The following is a 13,320-nucleotide window of genomic DNA, read 5'->3' on the forward strand; positions in this document are numbered from 1 at the left end:
TCTGACAACCTAAAAAGTTAGCGATTAGCATGTGAGCAAAGTAATTTCAATCTAAAGTGCAAATACATAAATATAAAATGAACTTTTTACCTGTCTGGAAACTCTTATAAGGGAGAGGTGAGCGAATGAGGATTGTCAAGTTGGTCAAGAAAGCGAAAAAAGGAAATAAAGAAGCACTGCTGCAACTAATTAGCGAGCAGCAAGATGCTTACTATCGATTGGCATTAACGTATATGGGCAATTCTCATGACGCGATGGATGCTATGGAAGATATGATTGTGAGCCTGTACCATTCAATTCCTCAACTGAAAAGAGAAGACGCATTTTATAGTTGGAGCAAAACGATTCTTGTGAATCGATGTAAAAAGCTATTGCAGCAGAAAAACAAGGTCGTTCCTATGGAGAACACGGATGAAAAATTAGAAAAACCTATCATTACTGCTGATGCGACTAACTCTTTTACACAGACCGAACAACGGATGGACTTGAATGACATGTTGAGTACGCTAAATGCGAACCAGCACGAAGCGATTGAGTTAAAGTATTTACATGATTTGGACCTTCAAACAATTGCCGACATGACGAACGTGTCAATCGGAACCGTGAAATCCCGTATTTTTCAAGGACTTAAGAAAATGCGTGAGCAATTCGGAGGTGAATGGAATGAATGAGTTGGAAAAGTATTTAGAAAAAGAAAATGAGCGTTTAAAGAATAATAAAGCTCCTGAGGAATTAAACGAACGTTTAAGGCTAGCATTAGAACAAACACCTTCGCAACGTAAAAACAAAGCTCCCAAATGGATAGCTGTCGCCGCAGCCATAATGTTCCTTTCCTTTGTAAGCTATAACTACAATGCATTTGCTTACTATGGTAAGAGATTGCTTGGTTATGATGAATTAATGACGGAAACGCTAGCTCAATTGAATGAAGAAGGAAGTGGGCAGTCGATTGAGAAAAAGGTAATTCTCTCTGATGGAACTGAACTGTACTTGGATGGGTTACTGACAGATGAAAACCAATCTATTCTCTATTACACAGTGAAAAATCCAAAAGGGGTCGTGGAAGAATCTTATTTTGACATGATTCGCGGTTCATGGACAAAAGCGTTTGCGACTTATGGTACATCTTCTGAGAATGAGGATGGAACAGAAATTAAGGGTATTCAAGCATTCGAAGCAGTGAGTCCGTTTGCTAAAGAACTAACGTTAGAGTATAGATACAACGAAGGAACTGAGCAGGAAGAAATTACTTTCCCTTATAATCCTAAGCTAGCAATGCAAACTGAACTGAAGCAGTCAATTCGTAAAAAAGTCCATGTTGACCAAGGGACAATCCGGTTTGACTCAATCACAGCGACACCTAGCCGCACCACGATAAAAGCAAAAGTGAATGTGGATAATTTTGACCGTATTCAGTTAGGGGGAGGAGGAGTTCAATTGCTTGCGAATGGAAAACCGGTTGAATTGACCGGATCTAGCTCCAAATCAGCAATTTTTGGGTCAGATATTGAAATTTACTATGACCAGTTACCAACGGAAATCGACACATTAGAGTTAGTTGTAGACAAATTTGTAGGTTATCAATCACTAAACGAAGCGATTGAATTATCCGGAGACGATGAACAATCTGAAGAGATCCATGGTAAGGAACTGATCATTCGTAAAATCGAAAAAACAAAGGAAGGTATTCAAGTATCGATTGCGACTGAACAAGATGTCCTATTAGAAGGTGTCTCCATCCAGTCAAAAGGGAAATCCACACCTCTTCACACCACACTACGGGCGGATCTGCTAGATGGTGAAAATGGAGAAACGTACAATGAGCGAGTCTTGCTCTTTAATAGCGATGAACTGCCGGATACACTTTCGATTGAAGGCATACACTATGCTAAGAGTTATGGAAAACACATTCAACTTATAGGCAATAAGAAAACCGTTGAGGGAAATTAAATTCCCTCAACGGTTTTTTCTGGATTGCACGGCATAATCAGCTTGGCAGATAACGAAGGGCCAACACAAGAATCCCGTAACTGAATCCCCAAGATTTGAAAGAGACTTAACTGTTAACGGTTAAGATTTAAACGGTAAGAACTTTAACGTGTAAGTTTTAAAGCTTTGAGCGCTGAGCGTTAAGCTTTTAGTTCGCTTTCACTACTATACGTTTAAAGTAATTAAAGTAGATTGGCCGGTTTTACTTATTGTCCCAAAGAAAACGCGGAAAAGAAGGGTCTTGTGGATGTCGTTTTCAATTACCCATGCAATCCAAGAAGCTTAAATTGAAATTTGTGTCACGGCATTCGATTCAGAAAGGACTGCATCTACTTCCGTTTTAAAATTAGAGATGCTTTCTTCCAATTCGTCAATGCGTTTGTTGAGATTCAAGGGGTCAAAAAGAACAAACTCGTTACGCTCCATGAAGGATTTCGTATGCAGTTCAACTTCTTCCTTTTTTGCGTTTTCTTTCTTGCCTAGGATCTCGGTCAAGTAAGATTCCAAACGCTGCGTCAACGTGTCATTTTCCATAGTTAGACGGTTAATTGCTTTCCTGCGTGCAGATACCATCGCAGCAAGTAAACTTTCTTCATGCTGTATAGATGTTTTGCGCTCAATTGCTTTCGCGACAGTCATCGTTTCCTCAGCTACCGTTACTTGTGTCACGGCATTGGATTGGACTACAGCTTCTTTAATCTGATTGCGTCGTTCAATAAGAGACATGGATTTGTCAAAACCTGCTTGAATTGTTTTCTCATAATCTTCAATGGAAAGACCATTGATTTTATGTGCAGATTTTCGATCCGTTGCGATGAAGTCTGCCTCCTGGATCGATTTAGCTATTCGATCGTTCAATGTTTTGAGTTCAGCTAATGCCCGGTGAATGGACATCGTTTGACTTGTATACATGTCTTCTCCTCCAATCGCTCTATTTAATAGTCTATCATTTCCAATTTGACGTTGCCAAGTTAGAGCTGAAGAAATGATGAGAATGAGCATGGAAAAGAGTACTGTCTACCATAAGAGTGTAGAATCGGATTAAGATACCTGTGAAAGGGATTCAATAAGAGAAGGAGGCTCAGTCAATGGGAACCTGGTTTCCAAAAGTATATGATGCAGCTATGAAACCGCTGGAAGAGATCTCTTTTAAAAAAATTAGAATCGACCTCGTTAAGAAAGCAGAAGGACGGGTATTAGAAATAGGCTCAGGAACAGGGATCAACTTCCCATACTACAAGAATGCTCTTCGAGTGGATGCGATTGAACCCAACCCCTCAATGAGCAAGCGAGCGGAAGAACGGCTGCGAAGCGCACAAGTCCCAATTCAGGTACATGAATCCGGTGCAGAGTCATTGCCATTTGCAGATGATACGTTCGACACTGTCGTTGCCACGCTTGTGTTTTGTACAATTCCAGAGCCGATGAAAGCACTCGCGGAAATTAGACGTGTGAGTAAACCGGGAGCACGGCTTTTATTTTTCGAACATGTCCGGATGGAGCCAGTCTTGCTCAGTAAAACACAAGATCTCTTGAATCCGTTATGGGAAAAGATTTGCGATGGGTGCCAGCTAAATCGAGATACGCTGGATTTAATCAAAAAGTCGGGGATTGAAGTCGCTAAGGTTGAAGAATATTATGCGAAGTTATTTTTGTATATTGAAGGAAAAAACGGGACGATAGAAAGGAAGAGTCATGATGAATAAATGGCAAGAGCGTTTTAATCAGACAGATTATGTATTTGGGAAAGAAGCCAATGCATTCGTCCAAGAAGCAACGGAGCGATTTACAATCGGGCCTGATGTTCTCGCGGTTGCTGAAGGTGAAGGAAGGAATGCAGTCTATCTAGCGGAGCAGGGCTGTGACGTAACGATTTGGGATTTTGCCCAATCCGGATTAGACAAAGCTCAGGCACTTGCAAAAGAAAAGGATGTTCAGCTGAAAACAAAGATTCAAGATTTGCAGGAAGCGGACTGGCCAACTGATGAGTACGATGCAATCATTTGTGTATTTGGTCATTTTAATCCGGAGTTACGGTTGCAGACACTGAAAGGAATACGTGAAGCCGTTAAACCAGGTGGTCTGTTTGTAACTGAAGTCTATGCCAAAGAGCAAATCGGTTATGGCACGGGAGGCCCCAAAGACATAACGTATTTGTATGACTCAGCGGACTTTGATGTGTTCGCGGATTGGGAGCATTTACACTTTGAAAAGAAAGAAGTAGTGCGCGAAGAAGGCGCGGGTCATAGCGGATTGTCTCAAGTTATTCAATTTGTTGGGCGGAAAAAGTAAGGAATACAAAAGCCGGGCACCGTGCTATCTACTGCACGGTGCCCGGCTTTTCATCATTAAATTGCTTCTCGAACACGGTCGAACAACACATTATTCTCTAAATGTACATGCTGGAAGGTATCTTTTTCGAACTGTTCAAGACGTGCGTATACAAGTCGATACGTGCCGCAAGCTTCCTCTGGAGGTGTGAAATTATTAGTGATTTCCCGTAGTTCGTGAAGGAGTCGGCCAGCATTATCGTGCTCTTGTTCAAGTTCTGCGACATGTGGTTTTAACTGCTCTTTCAGTTCAGGTGTTGGGTTTGCTAAAAATTCAAGGATGAGAGGGAAGACGTTTTGGTCTTCATCGTCTGTATGATCGATTAGTTCAGCCCGCAGCAATTTAAAAATTTCTTGAACACGCAACAAATGCGGATGGTTTTCTCCGTGCACACGCGCGACTTTAGTGACATATGGAGCAAGCAATGGAAGTTCTTCGCGCAAACCTGTATGATATTTTTCTTGAATATGAGCAATGAGTGTTTTCTCTCCAAAGGAGGAAGGCTCCAGCTGTTCTCGTAATTCTCGTTTCTCTTCGATTTCTTGAACACGTGTTAAGACGTCAGCAGGATTTAGTTCTCGTTGAACAGCTGCTTCTTGCAATGAAATTTTACCTCCACAGCAATAATCGATGCGTAAGTTACGGAACAAATCTGCACTTTGGGGAATAGCCGTGACAATATCAGAGACGTGTTGGTCAAGCGTTATTTGTGACAATGGAATTCCTCCTATTGGATTAATTGATAATCGTTCTCATATCTAATCTTACTTAAACTTTAACCGGTTTCATATTGGGGAAATGCCTACATCTTTAATATCTTCTTAATTAACGGAATACTCTATTTGACAGAAAAATTTAACTATGATAGGTTTGTTCAATCGACAACCGAATAGTAAAGCAAGAGAAATAGGTGATTTAGTAGAAAGTTAGACTAGATCTTAAAAGTGAAGCCGGTGAATACAATCCGGCGCGGTCCCGCCACTGTGACAGCTTTTCGCTGAAGCCAGATAACTGCCTAGTTTCTATGACGCTATCCCCTACGGTCGATAGGGAGTGTTAGAATGCGCACGCGCAACCTATTATGTTGCGTCCACATTTCTGACCCTCGTTAGAAGTGTTTTTTTTGTACAAAAAAACACGGCTTATCATATGAGAAGAGGAGAGGAAATCATTTGTCAATTATCAGCAGTTCGATCGGGTATCCGTATATCGGAGAAAATCGCGAATGGAAACGAGCACTTGAAGCGTTTTGGGGAGGAAAGATTGAAGAGCCAGAATTCCTTGAAACAGTAGAGAAGATTCGGTTGGAACGTTTACAAAAGCAAAAAGATGCAGGAATTGCTCTCATCCCAGTTGGGGAGTTTACATTGTATGACAGAATGCTCGATACAGCAGTCATGTTCGGGATGATTCCTGAGCGTTACGAATGGGATGGCGAGGACGTTCAGCTATCCACGTATTTCTCAATGGCACGAGGAAATGACGATGCCGTTGCGTCAGAAATGACGAAATGGTTTAACGCCAACTATCATTACATCGTTCCGGAATATGGCACCCGAAAACTGAAATTGACAGAGAACAAACCGTTGACGGCTTACTTGGAAGCGAAAGAAAAGTTAGGAATAGACGGAAAACCTGTCTTGATTGGACCGTATACGTTCATGAAGCTTTCAAAGGGATACGCGGAAAAGGACGTCCCAGCGTTCTTACTTCAGTTGATATCACTATACACGCAAGTTCTCCGTGAGTTATCTGAAGCGGGAGCGAAGTGGGTGCAGCTGGAAGAACCGATTTTATCTACATCAATTACAAAAGATGAAATGCAAGCCGTGACGGAAATCTATAAACAACTAAACATTGAAGTACCAGAATTGAATGTTCTTGTACAAACTTACTTTGACGCTGTCGAACATTATGAAGACGTTGTTGCGTTGCCAGTGGCAGGAATTGGCTTAGATTTTGTAGCAGGAAAAGAGAAGAACCTAGCGCAATTGAAAGCGCATAGTTTCCCTGAAGATAAGGTCCTCGCTGCAGGCGTAATCGATGGTCGCAATATTTGGCGTGCTGACTTGCAAGCGAAAACTGAACTTGTGGATGAACTTCTTGAGTCTGTTTCGGAAGACCGCGTATGGATTCAGCCTTCTAGCAGTCTGCTCCATGTACCGGTTACGTTGAAATCGGAAGTGAAATTAGACTCGGCGATCAAAGATGCGCTAGCGTTCGCGGATGAAAAACTCGAGGAAGTAACGACGCTTGTAAAAGGAGTACGTGAAGGAAAGCAATCTATTGCAGAATCAATCGCTAAAAGTGCAACTGCCCGTGAAAAGCTTGCAGCATTGCCGGCACGTAATCATCCTGAACTGCGTCAAGCAGTGGAAAACATTAGCGTGCAAGACAGTAAGCGCAAATCAGCAGCACCCGAACGACGCGAGAAACAACAACAAGCGTTAGGATTACCGCTGTTACCCACAACAACAATTGGTAGTTTTCCACAAACTCCGGAAGTTCGCAGTACGCGCAACAAATGGCGTAAGGGCGAATCGACGGACGAACAATACGAAAAGTTCGTGCACAGTGAAATCGCGAAGTGGATTGAAATTCAAGAAGAAATCGGTTTGGACGTATTTGTCCACGGGGAATTCGAGCGGACGGATATGGTGGAATACTTCGGAGAGAAACTAGGCGGTTTTGTATTCACAGAAAAAGCATGGGTTGTTTCTTATGGATCACGTTGTGTTAAACCACCAATTATCTATGGTGATGTAACATTCCTGAATCCGATAACAGTGGAAGCGTCTGTCTATGCTGCATCACTGACAGATAAGCCGATGAAAGGGATGCTGACAGGTCCAGTGACGATCCTGAATTGGTCATTTGTCCGGGATGACATTTCTCGTAAAGACGTCACGTATCAGATTGCTCTCGCATTACGTGAAGAAATCGAAGCATTAGAAACAGCTGGAATTCCAATCATTCAAGTAGACGAACCCGCACTTCGTGAAGGGTTGCCACTGAAGAAATCTGCATGGAATGACTACTTAGATTGGGCAATCACTGCGTTTAGAGTCGCAACCGGTTCAGTAGAGGATACGACTCAAATCCATACGCATATGTGTTATTGCGAGTTTAACGACTTCATCGATTCCATCAGCGGATTGGATGCAGACGTGATCTCTATTGAAACGTCACGGTCTCACGGAGATCTAGTGTCCGCTTTCAATGACTTCTCCTATGACAAAGGGATTGGTCTTGGCGTCTATGATATCCACAGTCCGCGAGTACCAGAAGTGCAGGAAATGGTCGATGTCATCGAACAAGGACTAAGCGTTCTGGAACCTACTCAATTCTGGATTAATCCAGATTGTGGATTAAAAACAAGAAAGAAAGAAGAAACGGTTGCAGCACTAAAAAATATGGTGGCAGCCACGAACAAAATGCGAGAGAGCTTAGAAGTCCTGCAAAAATAATATAAATCTCTTTAAGAAAAGCGTGAATGGGACCCATTCGCGCTTTTCTTTTGGCTATAAGTAATTGTTCTCGTGGATCAGGAATGTGCGTAATGTATCAGTCGATTGAAATCATGACCATTCAAGTGGTATCAAGTTAATAATAATACCCTGCGAGAGCGTGTCCCATAAATATTTTATAAACACGAAATATGTAAAAAATGCTCAAATTTAGATAGCTATAAATCTAGTTTGTCCGTATACTTAAATTAGTAGAATGTGCTCTGCAATATAATACTAGAAGAGTCAGTGAAAACTAGTGAAAGGAGAAGAACGATATGAAAAAGAAGGAGTTATTTATTATTCCTTTGGTCACTCTAGTGACACTGATGTCTTTAGGGGCGCGTGCAGATGAGTCAAGCGAATTTATCATCTATGGAAACCATGAAAACATGAGTGAAACGTCCAGAGACTATTTAATAAATTGTCTGGACGATAGAGGCATCGAGTTTAAACTGGATGCACAAAAGAATATTCTAATTCAGGAACGGGATAACAATATGGCAGTTGCTTCTTGTTCTTAATAATATAGTCTGTAGCATCCTGTGGGGGTGCTGCAGTTTTTTTATTTTGCAGAAAATGAATCGGAAATGAAGTGGCGTACGTCTATAGACAAAAGGCAGGTGGTGGCAGAAGTGGATATCGAAAAAGTGATGGACGACTACGGCGATTATTTACTTCGAGTCGCTTATGTCTATGTCGAAAATCAAAGTACCGCAGAAGATATAGTACAAGATGTACTCATTCGGTACTACCAACGGTCAGACCAATTTAGGGAAGAGAGTTCTTTGAAAACCTACTTGGTTAAGATGACTGTAAACAGAAGTCATGATTATTTAAGAAGTTGGACACATAAACGTATTCTATTGAAAGAAAAGATTATTGGGACGAAAGCGAAGGGCACACCAGAAGGATACATGATTGAACAGGAGACTACAGAGTCTGTGTTAACCGCACTGTTATCCATGAAACTGATCTATCGTGAGGTGTTGGTTTTGTACTATTACAAAGAATCCTCAACAGTAGACATTGCAAATATTTTAAGTTGCCCTGAAGCCACAGTACGGACTCGACTTCAACGTGCCCGCGTCCAATTGAAAGAACGTTTAGAAGAACAGGAGGGATTTTCTCATGGATTCGATTAAAGATCAGTTGAATGCGGAGTTGCAAAAAATCACCTTCGATGACAAACGAAAACAAGAGCTAATTCATACTGTCAAAAAAAGTCGGGAGTCTAAAACACTTGGTCCAATAAGGACTTATCGGATGGTGTTCTCGGCATTTGTGTTGTTATCATTGACTTTGGTATTTATCTCCAGAAGCATGGTGAATCCTACAAGAGTCACGCAATCAGAGGGCGGAGGGACACTAACTATTCTGGATTTACTTTCATACGATTCGGTGAAAACCGTATTGCTGGCGGTTCTATTTTTAATAATCTATGGCTTGTTTAAACAGAGCATTCGAAAACAGGGAAGAGCGTTGCCAACTTGCGCAAATTGCGGAACCAAATGGACTCATAAGTTAGCGCTGAAAAAAGCATTTAGAAATGAAAAAACTAAGTGCCCGAACTGTGGCATGGAAAATTATCAAACACGGAAGTCTAGGAAGAAAACGAGCTCATTCCAACTTCTTATACCACTGATGATTATTACGGCCAACGTATTTGAACATGGTATTTATGGAACGTTTATCTACCTAGTATTTTTAGCGATATTTATCATTCGCTTGGTTCCATACTACGTAGAGTTGCAGTTGGATGATCCTATGAATGAACCGCTGTGGTGAACAACTAACAAATCCGTATTCATCCCCATTGGATGGATACGTTTTTTTATTCGCAAAAAAGGGGACAAACCTTAAAAAAACAATATTTAAGACTCGAGGGATTTCGAGTTTGTACTTTTTAGGAAAAAGCAGGATGAGGTATGAAAAAGAGCGGCGGTCACTGTTTACTCATACCAGTGAAAAGGGAATAGAGGATGAACAAGAAAGGGATAGGAGGAAAGCAGATGAAGCAGTTCTTGCAACTGATTGGAATTGGAATAACAAGTGGCGCAGTTTTAGCTGCACTGATGCAGTTGGTCTATACACTAACAGGAAATGAAGCGTATATCCTGCTGTATAATGTGGATTACTTTCCAATCATCCATATTTGGCAGGATAGTTCCTGGTTTGGTATTGTCTTTCATTTCGTTTTTTGTATTGTTAGTGTCATCGGATTATTTTACATATTGATGTTGTTCAGATGGCAATATAAAATGTGGCCATATGTTGCGGTCTATACGGTAGGGAGCGGTATTTTATATTTCTTGACGCTGCTTACCGATCAGCCACCCGCCGCGGATGATGGCCTGGCATGGTTCTACTGGACATTGAGTCATTTGGTGTTCAGCCTGATTGTGGCAGGAATGATCGTCAGATTTGTTAGTCGAAACGACTCAAAGATAAGAGTTAGCTAAAGTGTTGTTCTAAAAAGAGGGATAGTCCAATGAACGCAGAATAACAATAATATACAGGCTGGCTAGAGGAGGATCATCTTATGAAATTAGCAGAAGCTTTAATAGCGAGGGCAGATTACCAAAAGCGCATTGAACAGTTGAAAAAACGAATTCATATGAACTTGAAAATCCAAGAAGGTGATGAGCCTTCGGAAGATCCAAATGAGATGCTTTCGGAACTTGCTAATATCCGTCAAGAGCTTACATCATTAATCAAAAAAATTAACCGAACGAACTGTGAGATAAAGTTTGACGAGGAACGAACACTCGCGGATGCGTTAACGGAGCGTGATCAGTTGTTCGATCAGCGATCGCTACTGACGAAAGTAGTGGATGAAGCATCCCAACAAGTTGGTCGATATAGCCAATCAGAAATCCGAATCGTCAGCACAGTAGATGTGAAGTCGATTCAAAAACAAGTGGATCAATTATCAAAAGCATATCGGGAAATGGATACAAAGATTCAAGGGATGAACTGGAATATTGATTTACTAGACTAACACATAACAGTCGGTAGCGAGCCGTTGTAAAGGTGAGTGCAAACCCGCCAACAGGGATAGTTGGATTAACGATAAGCAGTGGGGTCTGCTTTGCGGGTGATAACCGTCTACAAATAATGCCCAGTACTGTGACACCTGTACAAATAGATTGTCAATGTAACTACCATGCACTAATTTACAGCGCTTGCGAGGGTGGGCTCGGGGACTGAATACATAATGTAAGCATCTGTTGAACGAATAACAGATGCTTATCTTTCGTTATATGGAGGCTAACATAAAGATGATGAAAAACAAGCTGATCCATCCGACGAAACTCAGTGCGAAAGCGATGCCCATAAGGATTCCAATCGTTCCGAATCCTTTCCATGCAGAAAAGTTGTGGACAATCCCAATTGCTTTTGACATGATCACTGTCCCATATACAGATAGGCCCATTAATCCTAAAAATAGAATCGGTGACAATGCGAAAAGGATTACAAACACGGTAGCAGCTGCATCTGAATCTACGTATCTGAGTATGATTAAAGCAAACATCATGGCCCAGGAGAAAGGTAGAATGTAAATCGCTGTTAGTGAACCTAAGGGAACAACCGCTAGCATTTTTTTATAAGACCCTGTGCCTCCTAGCCACTTGCCAATCCACGTATAGAGAGCGCTATTTAAAAACCAACCAGCAGTTGTGAGGATAAACAAACCGAAAAACGCGATAGGCAGGATTACTAAAAGTGGAATCTCTTTAATGAAAAGCATCTGCGTGATGGTGAGTGGTGCAATCGCAAGTGCAGCCATAACGAGGATGAGATAGCTATACGATAATGTCTTATAATCGAGTACGTACTGGATTGTTTCTGTAGGACGAGCCCAAATGGATAAAAACGGTTTCAATGGAAAACTCCTCTCTGTAAAACTCTACTCTCTACTGTACTACAGAGGGTTGTAGAAAGATTCACATTTTAGTAATTTCAACTAAAATGCAAGGCTGAAAAAATTAATGAAGATATGATACAGTAGCTATAAACAATTAGAATAAGAAATGAGGATCGCTATGAGAATTGAAGCGGGTACAATTGAAGAGTACGTTCAGCAACTTCCAGAAGACAGACAGCAAGCCATTGAAAAGCTCCGTCACATCATTAAAGAAAATTTGCCAGCAGGATTTGAAGAAACTCTTTCCTATGGCATGATCGGTTATGTAATCCCACATAGTATTTATCCGGATGGCTATCACTGCAATCCGAAAGAACCCCTTCCATTTCTAAGCATCGGCTCTCAGAAAAATTTCATCGGCGTTTATCATATGGGGATTTATGCCTTCCCTCCAGTTCATGATTGGTTTGTCGCAGAATATCCGAAGTACGTGAAAACGAAATTGGATATGGGGAAAAGCTGTATTCGATTTAAAAAGATGGAAACTATTCCTTATGAATTGATAGCAGAGTTATGTAGAAAAATTACAGTTGATGATTACATTGCTCACTATGAAACGGCATGGAAGAAATAATGGGAAAGGCACTGAACTGTCCGTGGGGTTCAGTGTTTTTTTATGTGCGTTAAGAGGGTTTTGAAAAATTAATTTTCACCATGAACTATTTCCATGCAGCAGAGTCTAATGAATAACAAAGAGCAGGAACGAGGTGGTAGTGACGTGGATGATTTGGAAATTAGTCGAAAAGCGATTGCTGGTGATGAAGCGGCATTTTTAGCATTGTTGCAAAAGCATAAAGAGGATTTGTTGAGAACAGCACTCGCGTTTTTGAAAAGTGATCACGATGCACTCGAAACACTACCTATACCAATCCGATTCGTCTCGAACTGAATGCGTATCCCACATACATCGGAGGAAATGTGAGAGTCGAAGTGAAGTGAACGCAAAAGCCGCATATCTCTTTGAAGAGATATGCGGCTTTTAAATTTACTTCTTTTTATTCGATTGCTGATTCTTGTCGTGATTGGTCTTATTATTCTTGTTCTTCACTTTCGCATCAAATTCAGGAGCAAATTCCGTATCTGCGTTATCTAGTGGATTGTTGCTGTTACTGCTACTCGCATCTAGGTCTTTGTTTTGATACGTATCAAACGGGTTGTGCGTCCGTTCGTTCATCGTTTTTGGGTTGTTTTTGTTTCCCATGCAGGCTCACCTCCTATAGGTAAGATGCCTGGGAAAAAGGGAATTCATACATCGTTGAGAAATAAAGGAGTGGTGTGGCGGGCTTATCCAAGCTGTGATAGGGGAGTCAGCTATGCCCGCTTCTTTAAGTTAAATAATTCACGGTCATGTTCCAGCACTTTGGCTTCAAAATAATGCATGTCCTCTTTTTTGACGACTTCATCAAATTTAGCTAGTGTCTCTTGACGGAATACCGTTAACTGTCCAGTCTGTTCGTATATTGCATCTTGCCGACTTTCAATACGATTTAATTGCCCGTGCATACCACCGATTTGTCCCTGCATACCATCGAATTGCCCTTGCATACCATCGAATTGTTCTTGCAT

At 41.3% G+C, this 13,320-nt stretch carries 17 protein-coding genes and 1 riboswitch; of the genes, 12 read left to right on the plus strand and 5 right to left on the minus strand.

All coding sequences use genetic code 11. The features are described 5' to 3' along the window. Nucleotides 1-125: 125 nt before the first annotated feature. On the plus strand, nucleotides 126-671 hold the full coding sequence (locus ACR65F_RS06920) for a sigma-70 family RNA polymerase sigma factor (RefSeq protein ID WP_440503782.1): 546 nt from the start codon (nucleotides 126-128) through the stop codon (nucleotides 669-671). Continuing rightward, a complete protein-coding gene (locus ACR65F_RS06925; protein ID WP_440503783.1) occupies nucleotides 664-1,950 on the plus strand; it encodes a DUF4179 domain-containing protein in 1,287 nt (428 codons plus the stop codon). The genes ACR65F_RS06920 and ACR65F_RS06925 overlap by 8 nt, the downstream gene beginning before the upstream one ends. Nucleotides 1,951-2,271: 321 nt before the next feature. Here ACR65F_RS06925 and ACR65F_RS06930 read toward each other — a convergent pair whose 3' ends face one another. Next, a complete protein-coding gene (locus ACR65F_RS06930) occupies nucleotides 2,272-2,901 on the minus strand; it encodes a hypothetical protein (RefSeq protein WP_440503784.1) in 630 nt (209 codons plus the stop codon). A 176-nt stretch (nucleotides 2,902-3,077) separates the two neighbouring features. Here ACR65F_RS06930 and ACR65F_RS06935 point away from each other — a divergent pair, with 176 nt between their 5' ends. After that, nucleotides 3,078-3,695 (plus strand): class I SAM-dependent methyltransferase, encoded by a 618-nt coding sequence (locus ACR65F_RS06935; protein ID WP_440503785.1) that lies wholly within the window; start codon nucleotides 3,078-3,080, stop codon nucleotides 3,693-3,695. After that, a complete protein-coding gene (locus ACR65F_RS06940) occupies nucleotides 3,685-4,281 on the plus strand; it encodes a class I SAM-dependent methyltransferase (protein ID WP_440503786.1) in 597 nt (198 codons plus the stop codon). Before ACR65F_RS06935 ends, ACR65F_RS06940 begins: the two co-directional genes overlap by 11 nt. A 56-nt stretch (nucleotides 4,282-4,337) precedes the next feature. Here ACR65F_RS06940 and ric read toward each other — a convergent pair whose 3' ends face one another. After that, entirely contained in the window at nucleotides 4,338-5,036 is a 699-nt protein-coding gene (gene ric / locus ACR65F_RS06945) for an iron-sulfur cluster repair di-iron protein (protein WP_125101168.1), read from the minus strand. A gap of 175 nt (nucleotides 5,037-5,211) precedes the next feature. After that, nucleotides 5,212-5,353: riboswitch (cobalamin riboswitch) on the plus strand. Between the two features lie 145 nt (nucleotides 5,354-5,498). On the opposite strand from ric, the gene metE reads away from it, so the two are divergent. The 6 genes from metE to ACR65F_RS06975 all read left to right on the plus strand — a co-directional run bounded on the left by metE (nucleotide 5,499) and on the right by ACR65F_RS06975 (nucleotide 10,827). Continuing rightward, nucleotides 5,499-7,787 (plus strand): 5-methyltetrahydropteroyltriglutamate--homocysteine S-methyltransferase, encoded by a 2,289-nt coding sequence (metE, locus tag ACR65F_RS06950; RefSeq protein WP_440503869.1) that lies wholly within the window; start codon nucleotides 5,499-5,501, stop codon nucleotides 7,785-7,787. Between the two features lie 317 nt (nucleotides 7,788-8,104). Next, entirely contained in the window at nucleotides 8,105-8,350 is a 246-nt protein-coding gene (locus ACR65F_RS06955; RefSeq protein WP_440503787.1) for a hypothetical protein, read from the plus strand. Between the two features lie 111 nt (nucleotides 8,351-8,461). Beyond that, entirely contained in the window at nucleotides 8,462-8,971 is a 510-nt protein-coding gene (locus ACR65F_RS06960; protein ID WP_440503789.1) for a sigma-70 family RNA polymerase sigma factor, read from the plus strand. After that, nucleotides 8,958-9,614, plus strand: a complete 657-nt coding sequence (locus ACR65F_RS06965; protein WP_440503790.1) for a TIGR04104 family putative zinc finger protein — start codon at nucleotides 8,958-8,960, stop codon at nucleotides 9,612-9,614. Before ACR65F_RS06960 ends, ACR65F_RS06965 begins: the two co-directional genes overlap by 14 nt. Nucleotides 9,615-9,838: 224 nt before the next feature. Then, nucleotides 9,839-10,288: a hypothetical protein gene (locus ACR65F_RS06970; RefSeq protein WP_440503792.1), complete on the plus strand. Its 450-nt coding sequence runs from the start codon at nucleotides 9,839-9,841 to the stop codon at nucleotides 10,286-10,288. 80 nt (nucleotides 10,289-10,368) lie between these two features. Next, nucleotides 10,369-10,827 carry a DIP1984 family protein gene (locus ACR65F_RS06975; RefSeq protein ID WP_440503794.1) on the plus strand — a complete coding sequence of 153 codons (459 nt, stop codon included), beginning with the start codon at nucleotides 10,369-10,371 and terminating at the stop codon, nucleotides 10,825-10,827. A 258-nt stretch (nucleotides 10,828-11,085) separates the two neighbouring features. Here ACR65F_RS06975 and ACR65F_RS06980 read toward each other — a convergent pair whose 3' ends face one another. Continuing rightward, nucleotides 11,086-11,712, minus strand: a complete 627-nt coding sequence (locus ACR65F_RS06980; RefSeq protein ID WP_440503795.1) for a YIP1 family protein — start codon at nucleotides 11,710-11,712, stop codon at nucleotides 11,086-11,088. A 160-nt stretch (nucleotides 11,713-11,872) separates the two neighbouring features. Here ACR65F_RS06980 and ACR65F_RS06985 point away from each other — a divergent pair, with 160 nt between their 5' ends. Both ACR65F_RS06985 and ACR65F_RS06990 read left to right on the plus strand, forming a co-directional pair. Then, on the plus strand, nucleotides 11,873-12,328 hold the full coding sequence (locus ACR65F_RS06985; protein WP_440503796.1) for a DUF1801 domain-containing protein: 456 nt from the start codon (nucleotides 11,873-11,875) through the stop codon (nucleotides 12,326-12,328). Nucleotides 12,329-12,436: 108 nt separating this feature from the next. Beyond that, nucleotides 12,437-12,643 (plus strand): hypothetical protein, encoded by a 207-nt coding sequence (locus ACR65F_RS06990; protein WP_440503798.1) that lies wholly within the window; start codon nucleotides 12,437-12,439, stop codon nucleotides 12,641-12,643. Nucleotides 12,644-12,739: 96 nt separating this feature from the next. Here ACR65F_RS06990 and ACR65F_RS06995 read toward each other — a convergent pair whose 3' ends face one another. Both ACR65F_RS06995 and ACR65F_RS07000 read right to left on the minus strand, forming a co-directional pair. Then, on the minus strand, nucleotides 12,740-12,955 hold the full coding sequence (locus ACR65F_RS06995) for a hypothetical protein (protein WP_039043707.1): 216 nt from the start codon (nucleotides 12,953-12,955) through the stop codon (nucleotides 12,740-12,742). 110 nt (nucleotides 12,956-13,065) lie between these two features. Continuing rightward, the coding region (locus ACR65F_RS07000; protein ID WP_440503799.1) for a hypothetical protein at nucleotides 13,066-13,320 on the minus strand (255 nt) is incomplete at its 5' end.

The organism is Sporosarcina sp. SAFN-010 (assembly GCF_059415065.1).

Coding starts and splice junctions, on each gene's coding strand:
- ACR65F_RS06955 (WP_440503787.1), top strand. CDS start 8,105: ATGAAAAAGAAGGAGTTATTTATTATTCCTTTGGTCACTCTAGTGACA.
- ACR65F_RS06975 (WP_440503794.1), top strand. CDS start 10,369: ATGAAATTAGCAGAAGCTTTAATAGCGAGGGCAGATTACCAAAAGCGC.
- ACR65F_RS06930 (WP_440503784.1), bottom strand. CDS start 2,901: ATGTATACAAGTCAAACGATGTCCATTCACCGGGCATTAGCTGAACTC.
- ACR65F_RS06995 (WP_039043707.1), bottom strand. CDS start 12,955: ATGGGAAACAAAAACAACCCAAAAACGATGAACGAACGGACGCACAAC.
- ACR65F_RS06920 (WP_440503782.1), top strand. CDS start 126: ATGAGGATTGTCAAGTTGGTCAAGAAAGCGAAAAAAGGAAATAAAGAA.
- ACR65F_RS06985 (WP_440503796.1), top strand. CDS start 11,873: ATGAGAATTGAAGCGGGTACAATTGAAGAGTACGTTCAGCAACTTCCA.
- ACR65F_RS06935 (WP_440503785.1), top strand. CDS start 3,078: ATGGGAACCTGGTTTCCAAAAGTATATGATGCAGCTATGAAACCGCTG.
- ACR65F_RS06925 (WP_440503783.1), top strand. CDS start 664: ATGAATGAGTTGGAAAAGTATTTAGAAAAAGAAAATGAGCGTTTAAAG.
- ACR65F_RS06940 (WP_440503786.1), top strand. CDS start 3,685: ATGATGAATAAATGGCAAGAGCGTTTTAATCAGACAGATTATGTATTT.
- ACR65F_RS06990 (WP_440503798.1), top strand. CDS start 12,437: ATGAATAACAAAGAGCAGGAACGAGGTGGTAGTGACGTGGATGATTTG.
- ACR65F_RS06965 (WP_440503790.1), top strand. CDS start 8,958: ATGGATTCGATTAAAGATCAGTTGAATGCGGAGTTGCAAAAAATCACC.
- ACR65F_RS06970 (WP_440503792.1), top strand. CDS start 9,839: ATGAAGCAGTTCTTGCAACTGATTGGAATTGGAATAACAAGTGGCGCA.